19 protein-coding genes are annotated in these 20,878 nt (G+C 38.1%); 5 read left to right on the forward strand and 14 right to left on the reverse strand.

The annotated features are described in order from the left end of the window. Positions 1-110: 110 nt before the first annotated feature. Positions 111-1,691: a peptide chain release factor 3 gene (locus V7266_RS06085; protein WP_335466674.1), complete on the reverse strand. Its 1,581-nt coding sequence runs from the start codon at positions 1,689-1,691 to the stop codon at positions 111-113. A 261-nt stretch (positions 1,692-1,952) separates the two neighbouring features. On the opposite strand from V7266_RS06085, the gene V7266_RS06090 reads away from it, so the two are divergent. From V7266_RS06090 to V7266_RS06100, 3 genes are all read left to right on the forward strand, one after another. Further along, a complete protein-coding gene (locus V7266_RS06090) occupies positions 1,953-2,213 on the forward strand; it encodes a hypothetical protein (RefSeq protein ID WP_335466676.1) in 261 nt (86 codons plus the stop codon). 148 nt (positions 2,214-2,361) lie between these two features. Beyond that, entirely contained in the window at positions 2,362-4,098 is a 1,737-nt protein-coding gene (locus tag V7266_RS06095; RefSeq protein ID WP_335466677.1) for an AAA family ATPase, read from the forward strand. A 117-nt stretch (positions 4,099-4,215) separates the two neighbouring features. Then, positions 4,216-4,620 (forward strand): YkvA family protein, encoded by a 405-nt coding sequence (locus tag V7266_RS06100; RefSeq protein ID WP_335466679.1) that lies wholly within the window; start codon positions 4,216-4,218, stop codon positions 4,618-4,620. A 99-nt stretch (positions 4,621-4,719) separates the two neighbouring features. Here the strand turns inward: V7266_RS06100 and V7266_RS06105 are convergent, their stop codons facing one another. Both V7266_RS06105 and V7266_RS06110 read right to left on the reverse strand, forming a co-directional pair. Beyond that, entirely contained in the window at positions 4,720-4,857 is a 138-nt protein-coding gene (locus tag V7266_RS06105; protein WP_335466681.1) for a YjcZ family sporulation protein, read from the reverse strand. A gap of 19 nt (positions 4,858-4,876) precedes the next feature. Next, a complete protein-coding gene (locus V7266_RS06110; RefSeq protein ID WP_144562660.1) occupies positions 4,877-4,981 on the reverse strand; it encodes a YjcZ family sporulation protein in 105 nt (34 codons plus the stop codon). A 247-nt stretch (positions 4,982-5,228) separates the two neighbouring features. Here V7266_RS06110 and V7266_RS06115 point away from each other — a divergent pair, with 247 nt between their 5' ends. Then, complete coding sequence (locus tag V7266_RS06115) at positions 5,229-6,029, forward strand: glycerophosphodiester phosphodiesterase (RefSeq protein ID WP_335466682.1); 801 nt, start codon at positions 5,229-5,231, stop codon at positions 6,027-6,029. Positions 6,030-6,069: 40 nt separating this feature from the next. Here the strand turns inward: V7266_RS06115 and V7266_RS06120 are convergent, their stop codons facing one another. From V7266_RS06120 to phaQ, 3 genes are all read right to left on the reverse strand, one after another. Further along, the gene (locus tag V7266_RS06120; RefSeq protein ID WP_335466683.1) at positions 6,070-6,903 is read right to left on the reverse strand and encodes an undecaprenyl-diphosphate phosphatase; all 834 of its coding nucleotides are present in this window, start codon (positions 6,901-6,903) and stop codon (positions 6,070-6,072) included. A 280-nt stretch (positions 6,904-7,183) separates the two neighbouring features. After that, a complete protein-coding gene (locus V7266_RS06125; protein WP_335466685.1) occupies positions 7,184-7,756 on the reverse strand; it encodes a hypothetical protein in 573 nt (190 codons plus the stop codon). Next, on the reverse strand, positions 7,737-8,171 hold the full coding sequence (gene phaQ, locus V7266_RS06130; protein ID WP_335466686.1) for a poly-beta-hydroxybutyrate-responsive repressor: 435 nt from the start codon (positions 8,169-8,171) through the stop codon (positions 7,737-7,739). The genes V7266_RS06125 and phaQ overlap by 20 nt, the downstream gene beginning before the upstream one ends. Before the next feature lie 148 nt (positions 8,172-8,319). Between phaQ and V7266_RS06135 the strand changes: the two genes are divergently transcribed. Continuing rightward, positions 8,320-9,102 carry an alpha/beta fold hydrolase gene (locus V7266_RS06135; protein ID WP_335466688.1) on the forward strand — a complete coding sequence of 261 codons (783 nt, stop codon included), beginning with the start codon at positions 8,320-8,322 and terminating at the stop codon, positions 9,100-9,102. A gap of 50 nt (positions 9,103-9,152) precedes the next feature. Here V7266_RS06135 and V7266_RS06140 read toward each other — a convergent pair whose 3' ends face one another. From V7266_RS06140 to V7266_RS06175, 8 genes are all read right to left on the reverse strand, one after another. After that, positions 9,153-10,232: an alpha/beta fold hydrolase gene (locus V7266_RS06140; protein ID WP_335466689.1), complete on the reverse strand. Its 1,080-nt coding sequence runs from the start codon at positions 10,230-10,232 to the stop codon at positions 9,153-9,155. Between the two features lie 17 nt (positions 10,233-10,249). Further along, positions 10,250-10,819, reverse strand: a complete 570-nt coding sequence (locus V7266_RS06145; RefSeq protein ID WP_335466691.1) for a polyhydroxyalkanoate biosynthesis repressor PhaR — start codon at positions 10,817-10,819, stop codon at positions 10,250-10,252. A 35-nt stretch (positions 10,820-10,854) separates the two neighbouring features. Beyond that, the gene (locus V7266_RS06150; protein WP_335466692.1) at positions 10,855-11,514 is read right to left on the reverse strand and encodes a hypothetical protein; all 660 of its coding nucleotides are present in this window, start codon (positions 11,512-11,514) and stop codon (positions 10,855-10,857) included. A 143-nt stretch (positions 11,515-11,657) separates the two neighbouring features. Then, positions 11,658-14,261, reverse strand: coding sequence for a bifunctional acetaldehyde-CoA/alcohol dehydrogenase (gene adhE, locus V7266_RS06155; RefSeq protein WP_335466693.1), 2,604 nt, complete (start codon positions 14,259-14,261; stop codon positions 11,658-11,660). Positions 14,262-14,508: 247 nt separating this feature from the next. Next, positions 14,509-17,268: a phosphoenolpyruvate carboxylase gene (ppc, locus tag V7266_RS06160; RefSeq protein ID WP_335466695.1), complete on the reverse strand. Its 2,760-nt coding sequence runs from the start codon at positions 17,266-17,268 to the stop codon at positions 14,509-14,511. Between the two features lie 171 nt (positions 17,269-17,439). After that, on the reverse strand, positions 17,440-18,735 hold the full coding sequence (locus V7266_RS06165; protein WP_335466696.1) for a cadherin-like beta sandwich domain-containing protein: 1,296 nt from the start codon (positions 18,733-18,735) through the stop codon (positions 17,440-17,442). A 179-nt stretch (positions 18,736-18,914) separates the two neighbouring features. After that, positions 18,915-19,364: a CoxG family protein gene (locus tag V7266_RS06170; protein WP_335466698.1), complete on the reverse strand. Its 450-nt coding sequence runs from the start codon at positions 19,362-19,364 to the stop codon at positions 18,915-18,917. Positions 19,365-19,468: 104 nt separating this feature from the next. Then, positions 19,469-20,650, reverse strand: coding sequence for an LL-diaminopimelate aminotransferase (locus V7266_RS06175; RefSeq protein WP_335466699.1), 1,182 nt, complete (start codon positions 20,648-20,650; stop codon positions 19,469-19,471). Between the last annotated feature and the right edge of the window lie 228 nt (positions 20,651-20,878).

Consider the following 20,878-nt stretch of genomic DNA (forward strand, 5'->3'; position numbering starts at 1 on the left):
CCCGGCACGCCCGCGGAAAGCGAGCGACTGAAGCGGAAATCAACATCCAAGTTTAACACAGCTAAATGATAAAAAAAAAACAGCGGAGCCTTACCGCTGTTTTTTTCCGTCTATTCGTGTTGATCCATAGGATTATATAGTTTAACATTAGGATTTTTTTCCTGAAACCATCTTAATGCAAAGTCATTTTCGAATAAGAAGACGTAATGATCATATCGATCCTTTACCAGAAGACTTCTTGAGCTCGATAGGTTTTCATCAATTGTCTCATTTTCAACCCATCTGGCAATTTTTGAACCCATACGCTCCATTAATACTTCTGCGTTATATTCATTTCTCATTCGGTGCTCAAATACTTCAAACTGAAGCTGGCCCACAGCACCCAATAAATATTCTTCCATTCTAACCGTTTTAAAGAGCTGAATAGCCCCTTCCTGAACAAGCTGTTGAATACCTTTATAGAAGGATTTTTGTTTCATGACATTTTTAGCCGAAACCCTGACATATAATTCAGGGGTAAACTGTGGCAGCCTCTCATATTGGAAGTCATTTTTACCCGTAGTTAAGGTATCGCCAATCTGATAAGTTCCTGTATCATATAATCCTATTATATCCCCGCTAACTGCTTCTTCGACTGTATTTCGTTCTTCCGCCATGAAAGATGTTGACTGGGAAAGCTTTAATTGTTTTCCTAATCGAGGGATATTAACCGTCATTCCACGTTCAAACTTACCAGAACAAACACGCACAAAGGCAATTCGGTCACGGTGAGCAGGATTCATATTTGCTTGAATTTTAAACACAAACCCCGAAAATTGTTCTGTTAAAGGATCAATTTCACCGATGGATGATTGACGTGCTTTTGGTGGTGGTGCAAATTGCAAGTAAGACTCTAAGAAAGTCTGAACACCAAAGTTTGTTAAGGCACTTCCAAAGAAAACAGGTGTTAGGGTCCCCTCAGCAATTTTTTCTGCTGAAAACTCATTACCTGCTTCATTGAGCAGTAATATTTCCTCAAGTGTTTGATCATATAGACCAGATTGTTTTAGCGAATGGTCCCCAGCAATTTCCCCTTCTTCAGTCAGGGGAATATATCGATCCTCATCATTTACCCGGAATTGTTCAACCCGTTTATGAAAACGGTCATAAATGCCTAGGAATTCTTTTCCCATTCCGATTGGCCAGTTCATTGGGTAAGATTCAATTCCAAGGACTTCCTCAAGTTCGGCAAGCAGTTCAAGCGGTGTTTTCCCTTGGCGATCCAGCTTATTAATGAATGTGAAAATGGGAATCCCACGCATACGGCATACTTTAAACAACTTAAGTGTCTGTTCCTCAATCCCCTTCGCTGAATCAATGATCATCACTGCACTGTCAACTGCCATCAGTGTTCTGTACGTATCTTCACTGAAATCTTGGTGTCCTGGAGTATCAAGAATATTAACTCGGAAACCATCATAATCAAATTGCATAACACTGGACGTAACAGAAATACCACGTTGTTTCTCGATTTCCATCCAGTCACTTGTGGCAAACTTCCCTGTCTTTTTTGCTTTTACCGTACCAGCATCTCTAATGGCTCCGCCAAATAATAATAATTTTTCTGTTAATGTTGTCTTACCAGCATCCGGGTGGGAAATAATCGCAAATGTCCGGCGTGATAATACTTCTTCTTTAAAATTGTTACCCATCTTGTCTTCCTCTCTTTGACAAAGAAGTCATACTTCCTTTAAATAAGGTTCCCTCTAACTTAGGGTGAAGGAACCAATTTGCTAATTCGGGCCGCGTGTGCCATTCTTAGCGAGAAATTTTTATCCATAACTTCAATCTTATCTCGCAAACGCCAACTTTGCAATATGTCAGATTATTTACTCCTAATTTTTCTTTTATGATCTAGATGAAAGGAATATAATGAAGATAATGAAAAATATTTATATTCCTCGGGAGGAACTATGCATAATCAGCCAGTTGATCAGAAAACCTTAAGCTTATTACATAAAGCTTTCGAAATCGTTCTTCAACAAAATAAAATCTCCTATCATAAAATTGGCATTGCCGAAGAAGGGGATCAATTGTTATTTTTGTATGAAACAAAAAAGGAAAAGGTTCATGTTTTTAAATGGAGCAAGGAAGCATCAGTCGGTATGAGTATTGGCACTTTAGCTCAAAGCGTGCTCACACCCATCATTCCACAACTCCGCTTATTATCATAAAGTCTTGAACACACTATCCTGCGCAGGATGGTGTTTTTTTCATACATCCTAAAGACGTCCCCGATTTCTTCCACCGATTCCCATATCCATTTTTCTGGAAATGCCGTTATAATAGATTATATAACTCTGTTAGAGGAGATGAAGAGAATTGAATGAAAGTAAAAAGCTAGTTTCAAAGTTTGTTCCGCTGATTACAGCGTTGATAATAGTCATATCAGGAATTATTTGGTATATACAAGCCTCTCATAATGAAATTTCGATTCCTTTCTCGTCTGTGGAGAAAACAATCCAGGCACAAAATGGAAAAGTAGTTACGCTAACTGAACAAGCTGACGGCAGCCTTTATATGAAAGCGGGCAATCAAGAATATATATCCCATATTCCGCCGAACAGTCAAATGATTGAAAAACTTGTGGAAAAGTACAATATTGATTACACCTATACGACTAGCAGCAGGTATGGTAAATGGATTATGGGCGGTGTGATGATTTTACTTGCAGGTGCTGCTTTTGCTTTACAAAAAACAAAAGGCGGTTTTGGCATTCATAATTCGATGAAAAATAGTGTTGCCAAGTCACGCCCCCTTCCTTCTATCAGTTTAAGTGATGTAGGCGGACTTGGAGCTGAAATGAAAGAGGAAATTTTACAGACATTATCTACTTTAAAAGAACCTGAACGGGCAATAAAATTGGGAATTAAACCGCCAAAAGGAATTCTTTTATATGGACCCCCAGGGACCGGTAAAACTTTATTAGCTCAAGCAATGGCACGAGAGTTAAATGCTTCCTTCTTTTCTGCGAGTGGTTCGGCATTCAATGAACTGTTTGTAGGTGTTGGTGCAAGCCGAGTTCGCTCTCTGTTTCAAACCGCACGTAAACAGGCACCTGCCGTTATCTTTATTGATGAAGTGGACGCACTTGCAGGAAAACGTAAAGCTCATGGCGGCGAAGAAGCCGAAAAAACTTTAACAGAACTGCTTGTTCAACTTGACGGCGGTCAATCTAATGATGGAATTCTATTTATTGCAGCTACAAATAGAAAAGATATGCTTGATGAAGCCTTCCTTCGTCCTGGCCGTATTGACTTCTCCTTCCATGTATCTCTCCCAGATACAAAGGGTAGAAGAGAAATCATCGAGATTCATACGAAAGGAAAGGCGCTTGCAGAAGATGTGTTTGCTTCCCTTGATGACTTAGCAGAAAGTACCTCAGGATTCTCGGGCGCGGAGCTGCAATCTCTTTTTGAAACAGCCTCAAGGCGTGCAGTAAGAAATGGCCAAGATGTAATTAAAAAGCAAGACCTTGATTATGCCCTAGACCGGACTATTTTAGGCAGTACTTCTCGAACTCTGCAGGATCTCGATACAAAACGCAGGGTTGCCATTCATGAAGCCGGCCATGCAATAGTTGCTTCTTTAACCAAACCTGGCTCAGTTAGAAAGGCAACGATTATTCCTCGTGGTGAGGCCCTTGGTTATGTAGCGCCGATACCAAAAGAGCTCCACTTATCTACAACCAGTGATTTACTTGAGCGTGTTGCAATGGTATTAGCTGGTGGAGTGGCTGAGAGATTGTTCCTTGGTGAACATAGCATCGGAGTGAGCGGTGATGTTCAGCAAGCAAAACATCTTATTGAACAAATGGTTGACACTGGGATGCTTCAGGATGGGTTTACACTTACTTTTAACAAACAAGATAAAGAAATAAAAATGCAGGAACTTTTTGCAAATGGATTAGAGAAAGCAGAATCCTTGATTCAGAATCATCAACAACAGTATCAACAATTAGTCGATGCTTTATTAAAAAAAGAAACATTAGAAGGATCCGAGGTGGAAGCAATCGTTGCAGGTTCATCTAAAGGAGCTGAACAACTTGTTCTTGCATAATATACCAGGTGCATAGGCTGCACCTGGTTTTTCTATTTTAACTTTGGGGTAAATATATAATGAATTATCATTTTGGTGGTAAACTAAGCTTGAATTCCGTTAAAGGAAGTGAATCCTATGTATAGAAATGATGAATTAATTGAAAAAGAGCAGCATAAATACTTTAACAATGCAAAGGAATTTATCGGGAACCCGCAAAAAATAAAGGACTTACTTAGTAATGTGATTCATAAAGCAACCGATAAGAAAGGCTATTTAGGAGATGCCTGGGATAAGCTCCATCTCCTAGTTGATTTAGTAAAAGCTTACACCAAGGGCGAATATAAAAATGTTCAACCAAGCACGATTGTTACCATAATTGGTGCCCTGCTCTATTTCATATCTCCGATTGATTTAGTTCCTGATTTTGTTATCGGTCTTGGACTTTTTGATGATGCTGCTGTTATTGGTTTTACACTAAAGAAATTATCGAAAGAACTTGATGAATTTAAGAAATGGAAAAACACGATCCCGATTCCATGATAAAACCCGCTGGATTAACCTAGCGGGTTTTTTGGTTAAATATCTATTTAAAATTGAAATCGCCTTAATTTAGAAATTAGGCTCCTGCTTACTTGATTACTACCATCTAAAGCAAGAAGCACCTACAATAATCAATAGGATAAATAATACGACGATTAATGCAAAACCGCCGCCAAATCCATATCCACCGCCATAGCCACAACAGCCGCCAGAGCCGTATCCTCCATATCCAAACATATGATTTCCTCCTTTTATCTTAGTAAAAACCGCAACCCCAAGAAGCCCCAATAATAATTAATAAAATGAATAAAACGACTAGCAGGGCAAATCCGCCGCCATAGCCACCTACTGCACCAGACATTTACATTACCTCCTTTATCGATTTCTTTATATCCTATTCACCTAGTTATAGATGTGCGATAGACAAATATCCATAATAGGCTTCTTTAAAAAAAAAGAATAAGCCCATTCTTTTTACATAGACTTATTAGCATTATTTATATTTGACCTATAACTTTGAAGCATCAGCTCACGATGTAAATACCCAGTTGACAATTTGCTATGTTTTTCATACCATGTTCACAAAAAGGCGATGGGGGTATAAGTTATTGAAGTTTCCTACATCCATTTGGTCATCATTGATACGGAAAAAAATAAAAAGTGATCCTAATACATCGGTACCCCTATTTCCTATAAAAATCGGCCATAGAGGTGCAGCAGGATACTGCCCTGAAAATACATTTGCTTCTTTTCATCGAGCGCTTCTTATGGGAGTGGATTTTTTAGAAATGGATGTACAGATGACAAAGGATGACGAGTTAGTGGTCATTCATGATTCAACAGTTAATAGAACAACAAATGGGAAAGGAAAAGTGAAGGATTTTACCTTAATAGAAATTCAAGCACTGGATGCAGGCCGCTGGTTTGACCCTAGGTTTAGTAATGAAAGAGTTCCTTCACTAGGTGAATTCCTAGATGAGTTTGGCGGTAAAGTTGGTATATTGCTGGAGATAAAAAACCCGTCCCTTTACCCAGGAATTGAGAAGAAAATTGCACATGAGCTACTTAATAGAGGTCTTGTAAGCTCTGAAGAACATCCAGTGATTGTTCAATCCTTCGATCAAAATTCACTAAAAAAGTTTCATCAGTTAGTACCCTCGATCCAACTAGGGGTCTTACTAAAAAAATTCACACGAAAAGGTATATCCGATCAAGAATTAGTATCCTTTTCAAGCTACGCTTCCTTTGTGAATCCCAAGATTACGATGGTTAACAGAAGGCTCATTGAAAAAATCCACCAGCACGGCTTTAAAACTTTTATATGGACCGTTAAAAAAAGAAATGAAGTCGACTTTTTAAGATATTATCATGTGGAAGGGTTGATCTGTGACTTTCCGGATTTTTTCTAAACTAAAAGGGCAGCTCCTTAATGAGAGCTGCCCTCTTCAATTATGACAAGAACAATAAATAGATAATGATGGCTAATACGATTCGATAAATAGCAAATGGCAGAAGCTTAATTTTATTAATCAGCTTTAAGAAGAAACGAATCGAGATTAACGCAAAGATAAACGCACTAATAAATCCAGCAATGAAGACCGGTAACGCATCGATAGTCATATACTCCCAGTTTTTTAATAAGGAGAGCAAACTAGCACCCGCCATAATTGGTACGGCCATGATAAAGGTAAAGTCAGCCGCTGCACGATGACTCATTCCCATTAGAACTCCTCCAGAAATAGTTGAACCAGAACGAGAAAAACCTGGCCAAAGGGAGAAGCATTGAAAAAGTCCAACTATAAAAGCTTGTTTATAGGAAACTTGATCTACCGTTTGTGTTCTTGGATTTTTTGAACCAAAAATATCAGCAAGAATCATCAGGATGGCACCAATTACTAACCCCACTAAGACCGTTTTCGTAGAAAATAAATGATCATCTATATAATCATTAAACAATACCCCTAATACACCTGCTGGTATTAGTCCTACAATCACTTGAGATAATTTTAAGCGGCTTTGTTTTTGGACAGACTTTTTAGTAAATCTGCCCAGACCTAATAAATCGATAAAGCGGTCTTTAAAGGTAACAACCACTGCCAAAATTGATCCAAGCTGGATAACTACTTTAAAAGTATTAGCTCCATGTACCGTTAAAAAAGTTTCAGACTTTAACCACATATCATCCACGATAATCATATGTCCGGTTGATGAAACGGGGGCAAATTCTGTTAATCCCTCCACGAAGCCTAAGATAATGGCTTTGATCAGTATTAGTAAATCCATGTTGTAAAACGCTCCTAACTCGTTGATAAATAAAAAAATATGACAAGCATACTCCCTATTTTACTAATGAACGAGAACCAATAGCAATACTAATAATTACTTATATTGAAAAACAGTGCGAAAAAAATAAACTATTTATTGATAATCCGTATTACACGTCCGTTAAATTTTTGCAGGTAATACTAAGTAGCCGAGCACCATCTTTTCCAATTTCAGAGCATAAAAAACCACAAACTCTAAGAAGAGAATGTGGTGTTGTCTTGCGTCTTTATATACCGGATTAACGAGTTTTAACGAGCTCTTTTAAACTATTTTTGCTGCGCTCTACTAAATCTAATTGTGTATTGCGTGCTTTTTTAGCATATTCCTTACGAACTTCAAGCCATGCGTTACGATGCTCACGGCTATAAGCAAGCCCAGATTCTGCATTTTTTTCAAAACTATCTTCTAATTGATCAATAATATTGAAAAAGGATCGAACTGGTGTTAACGCTAACTTTTCCAATTGCCCAGAAACTTCATTAAACTGGTTTTTAAGCTCTTCACGGTCCTCTGAAGCAACTGCCTCTTTATCTATGCCGGTATTAATTTGCTGCACTACTTCAGAAACCACTTCTTTATTAGTCTTTCTAGCTTGCTCATATAATGAAGAAAGGGACTTTCGGTATTGCTTGTTGAAATTTATTACCTCTCTTAAAGCATTAAAATAAGCATCTTCTTGATCTTCTCTTAGCTTTTTTGCTCGCTCACTTGATTGCTCAAACTGATCCCAAAAAGTTGTAACAAAAGAACCTACAGGTATAGATTCTACTAATTCTTCAACAGGAACCGTTTCATTTCTCTTTTGTACCATCATTTTTCCTCCTCGTAGAATTAACTTTCTCTATCGGATCCTTCTTCTGAAATGAAGGAATATAGAGCTCAAGTAAACTAGAATACATCTTGAAGAATTGATCTAGGATAGATTGATACGTCTCAAGTTGGTTAGCATATCCTTTTAAGTATGTAATCCCAGCTTTTGTGATTGAATATCTTCTTTTTGCCGGCCCGCTGCCTGTTGTATCCCATTCAGATGAAACTAATTCATCCTTTTCAAGTTGCCTTAGCATTCTGTATAAGTTCCCTTGGTCAAGAGTCTTAAAACCAAATGCCTCTAGCTTTTGGCTAAGTTCATAGCCATGAAGAGATACTTTACTAAGAAGTAATAAAATAAATGGCAGCACAAAATTCTTGGATGGATTGACTGATTGGTTTTCTTGGTTTACCAAATCTTCATCACCTCACCTATATGTATTTTACACCTATGGGTTATATTTTGCAATATTTTAAATAAATATAAATTAAATTACTATTTAGGTGTTTACAATTTACTAACGTTGGTTTTAAACTTATGAAAACCGGAAAAGGTGGTGTAAAATGGAAATAACTAAATTTAGCAAGTTAGGTGTGCCCTACTTGCATTTTGGGAAAGGGGAACCACTAGTCCTCATTCATGGTTTAGGGGAGGTCAAAGAGGGATGGAGTAACCAGTTTGAATTAGCAGAACAATTTGAGTTGATTATTCCGGATTTACGTGGCCACGGGGATTGTACAAGAACCGATGGTATTTCTATTCCCAACTTTGCCTCAGACATAATAGGCTTATTAAAAGAATTGGATATTATAAACGCTCACATTCTTGGGCTGTCAATGGGTGGTGCTGTTGCACAAGAAATCTACCGCCAAGCCCCAGACCTCTGCCGATCACTCATGCTAGTTAGCACTTTCCACTATTTTCCGAAAAAATTAAAGAAAATCCTATATAACAATCGGAGAAAAAAATTTGAGGCTGTTACAGCATCGGGAAAACAAACAGAATTCCTGGCTCATATGGCTCTTTACTCTTGGAGTAAGAATACAATAGATACATTTATCCATTATTTTCGCCCAAGATATTTTATTTTTCTCGAATCCTTAAAAATGTGTCTTGAAGTAAATAATCGATCTTTATTACCAAATATCAAAGTTCCATCACTGATTATCGGGGGACAATATGACTCTGTTTTACCGGTTTGGATTCAAGCCTCTATGCACAAGCTGATACCAAATTCAAAATTTATAATTATGAGGAATACCGGTCATCTTGCCAAGCTTGAGGCAAAAGACCGGTTTAACCAATTGCTGCGGTGGTTCCTCAACCAGCAAAAAAATGCTTTGTAAATTGTATTAACTGGATAATAAGCCCACCCAGTTTCCTATTAATAGTATTACTATACCTTCACATCCTCTAATTTATTTGAACGAGTTTTCAGCCATTTGTCGGCAAACACAGCAAACTTGCCTGTTAATGCAAGAGAAACATGGCCTCCTTCGAATACCTCATAGGTTTTATCTTCACTTGATATCATGTCCATAACCGGGAGGCTTTGTTTTTCCAAAACTAGCGTGTCTCTTGAAGTCGAGAAAACAAAAACTGGACAAGTAATATTTTTTAAATCTACTTTTCTGCCTCCGATTGTAAGCTCACCTTTCATTAGCTTGTTATCTTTATATAAATCATTAAACATCTGTTTAAAAACCGCTCCTGAAAAAGAGGTGGTATCCTTTGTCCATTTATCCATTCGCCGCCATTTTTCAACATACTTTTCGTCGTGTGCACGACTGAATAAATTGACCCATGGACTTACGTATACTGGGGAAAGCCCCCTAAACATAAGATATAAATATTCTGATGGAATCGCACCATACACCTCCGAAAACCGATCGAAGTTTATAAGACCATTTTGAAGTCCTTTTAACCATTTATCAGGGACAATTCCAATGCTAAAATCTATTGGAACAGTGGCCAGTACGAGGTTCTTTATTGGTAAATTTGTGATCGATGTAAAAATCGCCGAAATCGTTCCACCTATACAGTAACCGACCATTGAAATTTCATTTGCCTCGGAATGGCGTAAAGCTCGTTTTACTCCCTTTTCCAGAAAATCAATTATATAATTATCTAAAGTAATATCACTGTCCTCATAGCCAGGAGAACCCCAATCGAGGAAGTAAACATCATATCCACGTTCCGTAAGACCGCCTACAACACTGCTCCCTTCCCCGATGTCTAAAATATATGATTTATTCAATAGTGAATAGACTAAAAACAATGGAGTTTGATATTTTTTTTCCTTTGCTGGATGAAAATATAAAGTAGATTTATTTTTTTTCCAAATAATCTCCCTCTGCGTTGGTACAATGTCTGGTTTAGGTTCTGTTAATACTTTATTTATTTGGTTCCACCTTACTTTTTCCTTTTCTAAATCTATTATTGGAATCAGGTTTTTAAGTGATGCTGTTGAACTCATCATCATTGCTCCTTCGATTATGATTCAGTTGTGCCAGCAGCCGCAAGCACTAGTTCATTGTTTCTATTTTTCTCTTCCTTTAATAAGTTCCTCAAGTTCTCAAGTTCGCTTTTGATATCTTTTAATTGACTGAGTTCTTGCTTTAATTCTTTTAATCCCAACTGAACAGCCGACAGTTCGTTAGCATGATTTATTTCTACTTTCTTAACATCATCTTTCATTTTTTTAACGATGTTGATTATTTCTTGAGACATCTCGATGTTTCCTTTATTTACCTCAATAAGACTATCCTGAAGATTCCATATTTGCTCCTCGAGAATATCGATTTTTCCCTCGGCTTGGATTGATAACTTAGCCACTTTTGCCACATCTTTTTTGGTTGGTAGATTCATTACACCCGCAACTAGTTCTTGTCTTTTTCTAAGCAGTTCCAAATATCGTGCATGGCTATCTGTTCCAACCTTTAAAAGGTTAACGAATTCATTGTTATCACTCATCATGTATAACAATCCATTGATTTGCCTTTCCCACATTTCACTTATTCGTTTAATTCCTTCAAATGGTTGGTATGTTTTATCATTTAACATCGCTGTCACTCCTCTGTTTATGATTTGGTAAGCTCTTATGGTTTTTCTAGATACTTACTCATTGGAAACATGAATGATTTAATCTGCCTTGTGAACAAATTGACAAACCCTTTTTGATTCTCATAAATTAAGTTTCCTGCTTGTTTGACCGTTTTAATATATTGCTCTCTGCCTCTCCTTCTCAGTGTTATGTATTGCTCAATAATTTCAACATATTTATCCACTGACAGTGTGTTGACAATCCGCGTATATGGGGCTGCTAATATATTTAAAGTCTTTTCTTGGAGCTGATCTATTTGTTTATTAATATCTTCATAAGACTTAAACGGGAAGAAATGCTGCAGGCTGGTGGTAGACATTAAAAATTCTTCTCTGGCAGTTTTTTCCCATGAAGAGAATTCTTGATGAAATTGACTTCCGATTTCAATAAGATTTCCATGATTACGCTGCACTCCTTCAGCATATTGTTTTGCTGCATTTAAGAAAACAGCATCACGATTCTCGGCCCGTTTCCCCCATTCGTCTAATTCACCAAAAGCAAGGCTCCATAGTAATTCTAAGCTTGAAAGCTGTTCTTTGCTTTCTTTTTTAACAGAGGCCTTTACCTTCTCTTCTTCATTAGATTCAGTCTCCAGTATTTCAGTTTTTTCTGGTTGCATGTTTAATTCTTTTTCATTTTCCCTTTTATCAGCCATTTTCTACTCATCCTTTCAGGAAGTTTATCCATTTTCTACATCAGCTGTTTTAGACTGGGAGGTTTGTTTTTGTGGTAAATAAAGCTAGGATTTAAAAATTCAGTCTCAAAGATGCTGGGATTGTATTTTAGTTAGACCAAAAACTATATCCCTTTGAAGGCCTGTTGATAAATTTGAGCTAGTTCACTGATAAATGGCTGTTTTGGATTTGCAATTGTATCTTGGTCATCAAAGGCACGTTCAGCTATTTCAGCTAGCTTACTATCAAATTCTTCCTTATTTACACCATTTGCTTGAACACTCATTGAAATATCCAGCTCTTTTGCTAGGTCAACCACTGCTTTTATTAAACTTGCTATTCCTTCCTCCGTGGTATTTGCAGGTAAACCAAGCATTCTCGCAATTTCTGCATAACGTTCATCGGCAATAAAATGTTCATATTTAGGATAAGTCATGAATTTATTTGGTTTGGCTGCATTATACCGGATTACATGTGGCAGCAGGATCGCGTTAGCTCGACCGTGAGAAATATTAAACTCGGCTCCTAACACATGGGCAAGGCTATGGTTAATACCTAAAAATGAGTTAGCAAATGCCATGCCTGCGATTGTAGAGGCATTGTGCATTTTTTCACGGGCTATTTCATCACTGCCGTCTTGATACGCTCTCGGTAAATATTGAAATACCAACTGAATTGCTTTAAGTGCAAGTCCATCTGTATAATCATTAGCTAAAACTGACACGTAAGACTCAATGGCATGTGTTAGAACATCCATTCCTGTATCCGCTGTTACATTTTTAGGAACTGTCATGACAAACTGCGGATCCACAATTGCCATATCAGGTGTTAGTTGAAAATCAGCAAGCGGGTACTTGATATTGGCTTTTTTATCTGTTATTACTGAAAAAGCAGTAACCTCGGACCCAGTACCAGAAGTAGTCGGAATGGCGACAAATTTTGCTTTAGTCCGCAGTAATGGGAATTTAACAACACGTTTTGTTGGATCAAAGAATTTTTGTGTTAAACTTCGGAACTCTGTATCAGGATGTTCGTAAAAAAGCCACATCGCTTTTGCAGCATCCATAACCGAACCTCCGCCTAGTGCAATAATGCAATCAGGCTGGAACATCCGCATTCTTTCTGCTCCATCCATAACCGTCTCAACAGATGGCTCCTGCTCAATGTTTGAATAGATTTCAAATTGAAGGCTGTTTTGATTCTTTTTTAAATAATAAAGAACCTTATCGACGTATCCGTTTTTCACCGGGCTTCCGCTTGTAACGATAAAGGCTTTGGTAATACCTGGAATTGAGGCTAAAGTTTGAACCGAATTTTTCTCAAAGAAAACTTGTGATGGTACTTTAAACCACTGCGTAAACGTCCTTCTTTTGGCGACCTTTTTAATATTCAATAGGTTTTGGGCCCCAACATTCTGTGACACCGAATTCCCTCCATATGTTCCACACCCTATTGTTAAGGACGGCAGTGATGTATTATATATATCCCCAATGGCTCCATGAGTCGATGGTGTATTAACCATAATTCTGCCCGCTTTTAAACGCAGTGAATAGATATCTACTAGATCTTGGTTTGAAGTATGAATTGCGGCGGAATGTCCTAAGCCGCCGTATTCTAATGTTTCCTCAGCAATTCTTAAGCCTTCAGAAAAGCTATTTACTTTATAGCACGCTAAAATCGGGCTTAATTTTTCACAGGATAACGGCTCATTTGGCCCTACTCCTTCTAAATCTGCAATTATTATTTTGGTATTTTCAGGTACTTCAATACCAGCAATCTTGGCAATCTTAGCTGCCGGAAGCCCCACTATTAGATTATTAATAGAACCTGTTTTTTCAAAAATGACTGCCTTTTCTACCATTTTCCGTTCTTCTGCACTTAGAAAGTAGCAATTATTTGATATTAGTTCTTGTTTTACATCATTATAAATCTCTTGATCAATTATCAAGGCCTGTTCAGAAGCGCAAATCATACCGTTATCGAATGTTTTTGAAAGAATAACATCATTGACAGCTCGTTTAATATGGGCTGTTTTTTCTATATAACAAGGTACATTACCTGCACCAACACCCAGTGCCGGTTTTCCGGAGCTATAAGCAGCCTTTACCAAATTGGGTCCTCCGGTTGCTAAAATAAGTGAAATCTTTGGATGTCTCATTAAGGATTGGAACGCTTCATGCGAAGGAGATTCAATCCACTGTATGCAATTCTCCGGAGCACCAGCTTGAATTGCTGCATTCTTAAGTATTCTTGCCGTTTCGGTACAGCATTTTTGGCCATATTGCGGAAAGGCAAATATAATTGGATTTCGCGTTTTAATTGAAATTAATGTTTTAAAGATAACGGTAGACGTTGGATTAGTTATAGGGATGACACCAGCAATTACTCCTACTGGCTCTGCGATCTCGACCATGCCTTCATTTTCATCCTCCCTAATCACTCCCACTGTTTTCATATCCCGAATGTTATTGTAGATAAATTCTGTTGCAAACATATTTTTAAAAACCTTATCTTCATAAACACCACGTCTAGTTTCTGTTACCGCTAGCTTTGCGAGTTGTTTGTGATTTTCAAGTGCAGCTAAAGCCACTTCCTTCACAATCTTATCGACCATTTCCTGGTTATAACAGCGAAATTCTCCTAGAGCTTTCTCACCCTGATCGGCTAACACATTAATTGCTTCAGCAACGTTTTGCTTTTCTTGAATAACTTTTTCTTCCACAGCCATTTATGAACACCTCAAATTTTGTCGATATTCTATAATCCCAAAAGCAGACTTCCCACGGTTGAATGTCTTAGTTTCCTATGGCTAAAATATATCATATGAAAAACTCGAAGTTTGTCGAAGTTTGCTTAAAAATGAATGAATAACCATTCACTTTTAAAAAATTCATAAAGTGTTCAATATTTGCCCAAAAAACAATAAAAAGACCATAAACTCATTTAGCAAGAGTTTATGGTCTTTTTTATTTTAATCAGCCTGTATTACGAAGTCCTGCAGAAATTCCGCTAATAGTAAGGAGGACTTGAGTTAGTACTTCTTCATTTGGCTCTTCCTGCTTACGTAACTCTTTAATAAGTTCTACTTGTAAGAAGTTCAACGGATCAACATAAGGATTTCGTCTATAAACTGATTCTTTGATATTCGGCGTATGGTCGAGTAATTCACTATCTCCAGTTATTTTGAGGAGAATCGCCTTTGTTTTCTCATATTCCTCAAGGATATTTGTAAATATTCTTTCGGCAATGGTTTTGTCTTCAACAAGCGTTAAATATTCTTTGGCCGTTGTGATATCCGCCTTCATTAATGCCATGTTTAAATTATCAATCGTTGATTGGAAGAATGGCCATTTTGCGTACATTTGCTGTAATAACTGCAGATTTTCCCCGCTTTGGGATATGAAGCTCTCTAATCCTGTACCAGCAGCATACCAAGCAGGAATTAACTGACGGCTTTGTGTCCAGGCAAAAACCCATGGAATTGCCCTTAAATCTTCAAACCTGCCTCTATTTTTACGGCTCATTGGTCTTGAGCCAATGTTTAAGTCTCCGATTTCTTTTAACGGTGTGCATTGATTAAAGTAAGTAAGGAAATCAGGGTCATCAAAGACAAGTGATTGATATTTTGATAACGCATAACCAGAAATTTCCTCAATTGCTTCTTCCCAAGCACTTTCACGTAATGTTCCCCGCTCTGTTTGAGAAGAAAGGGCTACTGAAAGAAGTAGAGTTGACGTTGCCTGCTCCAAGCTGCGATAAGCTATATCTTCAAGCAAGTACCTTGAAGATAAAACTTCCCCTTGCTCGGTAATTTTAACACCATCACCAGTGGTTTCCGCCGGTTGTGACAGGATGCTCTTATTTAAGGTACCGCCGCCGCGTCCTAATGAACCCCCACGGCCATGGAAAAACTTAGGACCAATTTGATACCTTTTCGCCAACTCATGAATTTCGATTTGGGCTTTATACAGTTTCCAGTTGGCTGTTAAGGTTCCTCCATCCTTACTTCCATCAGAATAACCAAGCATGATTTCCTGTTGATCCCCTAAGATTTGAAGATGCTTGCGGTAGATAGGCATTTCAAACAGGGTCTCCATAATTTTTGGACCAGCTGTTAAGTCATCAATGGTTTCTAAAAGCGGTGCAACATTTAAGTGGCTTTCAAGGGTACCATCCGCATGAAGACGATAGAGCCCTGCCTCTTTTGCAAAAACAAGAACTTCTAATAAGTCGCTTGCCGATCTGGTCATACTCACAAGATAGACGGTAATCGCACTCTTGCCAAACTCTTCATGTGCAGATTTTATCATTTGGAATACTTTAATCATTTCTTGTGTTTCTGCTGAATAGTCCTCATTCAACAATAAAAGTGGACGAGGATCCATTAGGATATTTTCTAATAGTCGTAATTTTTCCTGTTCAGGAAGTTCTGCATAATTTTCTGTCAATCTCACTTTTCGCAGGATTTCAGTCATCGCAGCCTCATGCTCTCCGCTATGGTTCCTGATATCCAGTGTCGCCAAGTGGAAGCCGAATAACTGTACTTGTCTAATTAACTTTTGAATGGTCCTTAACTCATGATCACTAGGATGATGGTTTTTTAAGCTCCTATTAATCATTTTTAAATCAGCCAGCAATTCATCTGCTGTTTTGTACCCAATCTCGGATTTACCTACCTGTTTAACTCGTTCAATAATCACCGCAACAACACGACGGTAAACCTCTGTTTTATTTGGCCACTTTTTGTCATCAGTTAAGTATAAATCTTCTTTCTCATCAAGGAATGTAAGAATTTCCTGATCGACGTTGACCCTTGTTGTTGAATGGCTATATCGTTTCATAATGTCGATTAAAACACTCTTATATTTCTTTAATACAACTCTCCGCTGTCTTTGGAGTGTCTCCCAAGTAACATCACTAGTTACGTTCGGATTGCCATCACGGTCTCCGCCAATCCATGATCCAAAACGAAGGAAATTAGGGACATTCCAAGTATTGTCTGGATAATACCTTTCAAGGCACTCTGCTACTTCCTGATGAATTTGAGGAAGGACGTCAAATAAGGTTTGATCAAAATAATAGAGTCCATTACGCACTTCATCCAATACTGTCGGTTTATGATCACGTAATTCATCTGTCTGCCAAAGAATGGCTACCTCGTTGAATAGATTGTCCTCGAGCTTTTTTTGCTCTCTAGTCGTTAAAAGAGGATGATCGAGATTTTTCAAAATGACCGCAATACGCTGCTGAATCTCCAGAATAGAACGTTTTGTAGCCTCTGTTGGATGGGCAGTTATAACAAGCTCTAGAGATAAAGTCTGTAAGACTTTTTGAATAATATCTTCACTTATACTATGTTCTTTAAACTTTAGAATGGCACTCTCAATAGAAGCAGGCTGAACGATATTTCCTTCTTCAAGCTGATATTGTCTCCGTCTGCGAATGCGGTGATTTTGCTCAGCAGCATTTATTAAATGGAAATACATTGAAAATGCACGGATGACTTGTTTACGTAATGGAGAATCAAGGCTAGAGATCTCCTTTTTTAATTCCTCATAAATTCCTTCGTCAAAATGCTCCCGCAATGTTTTACACATAAGTCTTATTTTCTCAACTTTATCAAAAAGCTCAGGCCCGCCATGATTGACAAGGATTTCACCAAGCATTTTCCCTAGTAATTTCACATCACGACGCAATGGAAGACTGCTGTCATTTATTTTTAATTCTGTTGTCATTCTATCACCTTCCCCATAATTCAAAAGATTCACTAAATTTTTTATATATAAATATAACATATCTTTTCGAATCATGTTAATTTTTTTGTTCCATTTTTCTATTTTTTCTAAAAAAAATAAACCTGACCGGTACTATTTCAGGTTTATTTCGTTTATTTAATAGGCTTCCCACTAACTCTCCGCTCTATCAAAAACTAGTACATAAGTTTTCCGATCTGTGTCATCGTAGGTTACTCTTACTGAAATGACTGTTTTATTGTCTTCATCCAACTGGATAGTTTTGCTAGTTCCACCTTCAATGGTAATTTCAGAATTGCTGTAACTTACTGTTGGGTTAATGGTAACGGTCTTGGTATCACTTGAAACAGCTATATGATAGGTATACTCGCTTGAATTAAATGAACTGTCCCAGGTTCCCGTAGAGACTGATAGCTTTGAAAGGGTAGCATTACTTGTCTTTTCTACGGTTCCTGATGCTCCCTGTTGGGCAGCTACACTTTGGTTCATCGTACTACCTTGTCCTGAAAACGAATTGCCAGTCTGAGTTACAGTTCCGCTTCCACTCTTCCCTGAACCAAAGCTTCCCAGTTGTGTTGAACCGCTATTTCCAGTTGGTGCTGACCCAAAGTTCCCTTTTTGGGTTGACCCAATGTTACCTGCCTGTGCTGAACCATTGTTCCCAGCCTGAGTTGAACCTCCGCTTCCAGATTGTGTAGAACCGCTGCTTCCAGGTTGTGCAGAATCAGTGCCTTTTCCTGACGTAGAATCCTGGCGTTCCACATGGATAGTATACCTTAATTTCGCTCCATTTTCAGCTGTTACTACAACAAGAATATCAGATTTCCCCACAGGAATATTAACCGGTACACCCTTCTCGGTCACTTCTGCACCATTTACCTCCACTACAGCCGTTTTTTCTATAGCAGTTGGCAGCACCGTAAGAGTTTGTGCAGCATTAGGCAGTTGTACATTATATTCTGTCACTGATGAAGAAAAGGCTGGTGAAAGTTTCCCAGTTGATAGGTTAAGGTTTTTCAGCTGATTATTACTATTTTGCTTTCTGTTTACAGTTAAAGTGTAGGTATTAGTTAGATTGGTACTGCTATCTTTAACAGTGATGAGAAAAATATTTTGTCCGGTTTGCAGTGCGTATTCTTCTGCTGTTCCGCTTGTGATATTTTTATCATTGATGCTGATTATGGAACTCTCATTACTGCCTTCTGCCAGAAGTTGAATCGAGTTTGTTTCATTTTCTACTGTAGCTGAATATTGATTGATCTCTGCTGAAAAATCTTTATCCAGCTTAATGCCTTCGATTTCTAACTTAGCGAGTGTGTTGGTAGTTTGGCTTACTTGAGTTACAGTCTCTTCCGCGTAGGCGGTTGGCAGATTATAACTCGTTCCAAAACCAAGTATCGAGACAATAAGGACAGCGTTTAGCCCCTTTTTAGGTATTTTTGTTAGCATTGTTAATCCTCCCACTTTTAACTAAGTGATTTTGGACTAACTTTACCATCGGATACTTAAGATTATCTTAATTTTTAAAAGGGGTGCATAACTGTTATATATTTACCCTCTTACACGTAATTGAAACCAATTTTTATAAAAAAAACCGCAACCCTTTTAGAGGGATTGCGGCTCTATGTCTATTTATTACTAAATTCTTCAAGTTTAGAAGAAATCGCTGCGGCTACCTCTTCATCCGAGAGATTCACTGCCTTATTAAAAAGCGTATTAGCCAGCGTTCCCATTGGGCCTGTTGCATTTATATCAAGAAACCCTGTCAGCCGGGTTTTTTGCCTGTTTAAGGCTTTTGCTTCAAAGTATCCCTCCCCAAGATACTTTTCGTTTTTCCGCCTTAATTCAAAGCTCACCTTGCTAGGTTCATCCCACTCCTTAATATCAATTAACAAAGTGACCTTTTTTTTCATAATCCCGAGGTCACTTTTAAACTCCCAGCTAATTTGCCGGTCATTTATTTTTTGATGTTGAATATAACCGGGAACAAGCGGTGCCCAATTATTTTCATCTCGAATAAAGTCCCATATGACTTCAATCGGGATATCTAATTCTACATGTTGTAATTCACTCGGCATGTTTGTTTCCCTCTTTCATTATCAAAGTAAAAGACCTTCAAGGACTGAAGGTCTTTTTTTAAAAATATATGTGTCCATTTTGATTAATAGAAGTTGATTCTACCCTATTTCTTAATTAAACGATCCGCTAAAAATTTCTCTATCCGTTCAGCCGCCTGGTATAGCCGCTCTGGCGGCTGGACCAGGGCGATTCGGACATAGCCCTCCCCTAATGCACCAAAAGCATCACCAGGTATAACCGCCACACCAGCTTGATCAATTAATTCAAAGGCAAATTGGCGAGATGTCCATCCCGACGGAATCTTTGCCCACACAAACATGGTAGCAGGAGACTTCGCAATTTGCCAGCCGCTTTTTTCAAGCCCTGAAATTAAAGCATCCCTGCGACGCTCGTATTCCTTAACCTGTTCTCGTAAATAGGAGAAATCAGACGTTAATGCTTTTACAGCAGCATGTTGAATTGGATAAAAAACTCCGTAATCGATATTCGATTTAAATGTTGCTAACAGGTGGATTGCTTGTTCATTTCCGACCACATACCCAATCCGGCAGCCCGCCATATTAAAGGTTTTCGAAAGCGAGTTAAATTCAATTCCAATTTCCTTAGCCCCGGGAACCGACATAAAACTAAGCTGTGGATTTCCATCAAAAATCAATTCAGAATAGGCAAAGTCATGGACCACCAATATGTTGTATGTTCTTGCAAAAGCCACAACCTCTTCAAAAAAATCCCTATTCGCAAGTGCTGTTACCGGATTCCCCGGATAACTAATAATCATCATTCTAGTTTTCTCTAAAACTTCTAAAGGTATATCTTTTAAGTTGGGTAAAAATTTATTTTCAGCCAGCAATGGTATTGGATAAATAACTCCTCCAGCGATATGGACACTTGCCTCATAAATTGGATAACCGGGATCCGGTACTAAACAAATGTCACCAGGGTTAATCATGGCGGTAGCTAAATGAGCTAAACCGTCTTGTGACCCCATTAACTGGAGCACTTCTTTCGCAGGTTCTAAATCAACTTCATACCGCTGCTTATAAAAATAACCCACGGCTTCATTAAACTCGGCAATTCCCTTCAACGTATACCCGTATTTACTTGTATCTTGAGCTGCTTCAACTAAGGCATCGACTACAAAGGATGGCGGAGAAAAGTCCGGACTGCCTACACTAAGATCAATCACGTCTTTTCCTTTTTTATTTGACTCCATTTTTCGATCAGCTACTTCTTGAAAAATACTAGCTGTCATTTTTCTGAGCTTTTCTGAACCAACGAAATTCATAGACATTCCCCTCTAATTATTTATATTTATATAATTTTAACATATTTCTGATAATAGCAAGATAAAAAGAAAAGCCCGCCTTTTGACGGACTTCTAAATGTCTATTATGGGGACCACACTTCCTCAAGCATTTCTCTAAACAACTCATCCAACCTCGCTGTGCAGTCCCTGGTTGGGCCTGTTAAGTTCTTGGAATAATTCTCTAAATGATTGATTTCTTTTTCAATA

It is taken from the genome of Neobacillus drentensis (assembly GCF_036965645.1).
Taxonomy (GTDB): Bacteria; Bacillota; Bacilli; order Bacillales; family Cytobacillaceae; genus Neobacillus; species Neobacillus drentensis_D.

What these genes read in the sequence shown, in the direction of transcription:
- V7266_RS06175 (WP_335466699.1), bottom strand. Translation starts at nt 20,650, where the DNA reads ATGAATTTCGTTGGTTCAGAAAAGCTCAGAAAAATGACAGCTAGTATT.
- V7266_RS06120 (WP_335466683.1), bottom strand. Translation starts at nt 6,903, where the DNA reads ATGGATTTACTAATACTGATCAAAGCCATTATCTTAGGCTTCGTGGAG.
- V7266_RS06090 (WP_335466676.1), top strand. Translation starts at nt 1,953, where the DNA reads ATGCATAATCAGCCAGTTGATCAGAAAACCTTAAGCTTATTACATAAA.
- V7266_RS06170 (WP_335466698.1), bottom strand. Translation starts at nt 19,364, where the DNA reads ATGCCGAGTGAATTACAACATGTAGAATTAGATATCCCGATTGAAGTC.
- V7266_RS06105 (WP_335466681.1), bottom strand. Translation starts at nt 4,857, where the DNA reads ATGTTTGGATATGGAGGATACGGCTCTGGCGGCTGTTGTGGCTATGGC.
- V7266_RS06135 (WP_335466688.1), top strand. Translation starts at nt 8,320, where the DNA reads ATGGAAATAACTAAATTTAGCAAGTTAGGTGTGCCCTACTTGCATTTT.
- V7266_RS06140 (WP_335466689.1), bottom strand. Translation starts at nt 10,232, where the DNA reads ATGAGTTCAACAGCATCACTTAAAAACCTGATTCCAATAATAGATTTA.
- V7266_RS06100 (WP_335466679.1), top strand. Translation starts at nt 4,216, where the DNA reads ATGTATAGAAATGATGAATTAATTGAAAAAGAGCAGCATAAATACTTT.
- V7266_RS06125 (WP_335466685.1), bottom strand. Translation starts at nt 7,756, where the DNA reads ATGGTACAAAAGAGAAATGAAACGGTTCCTGTTGAAGAATTAGTAGAA.
- V7266_RS06165 (WP_335466696.1), bottom strand. Translation starts at nt 18,735, where the DNA reads ATGCTAACAAAAATACCTAAAAAGGGGCTAAACGCTGTCCTTATTGTC.
- V7266_RS06150 (WP_335466692.1), bottom strand. Translation starts at nt 11,514, where the DNA reads ATGGCTGATAAAAGGGAAAATGAAAAAGAATTAAACATGCAACCAGAA.
- ppc (WP_335466695.1), bottom strand. Translation starts at nt 17,268, where the DNA reads ATGACAACAGAATTAAAAATAAATGACAGCAGTCTTCCATTGCGTCGT.
- V7266_RS06145 (WP_335466691.1), bottom strand. Translation starts at nt 10,819, where the DNA reads ATGTTAAATGATAAAACATACCAACCATTTGAAGGAATTAAACGAATA.
- V7266_RS06085 (WP_335466674.1), bottom strand. Translation starts at nt 1,691, where the DNA reads ATGGGTAACAATTTTAAAGAAGAAGTATTATCACGCCGGACATTTGCG.
- V7266_RS06110 (WP_144562660.1), bottom strand. Translation starts at nt 4,981, where the DNA reads ATGTCTGGTGCAGTAGGTGGCTATGGCGGCGGATTTGCCCTGCTAGTC.
- adhE (WP_335466693.1), bottom strand. Translation starts at nt 14,261, where the DNA reads ATGGCTGTGGAAGAAAAAGTTATTCAAGAAAAGCAAAACGTTGCTGAA.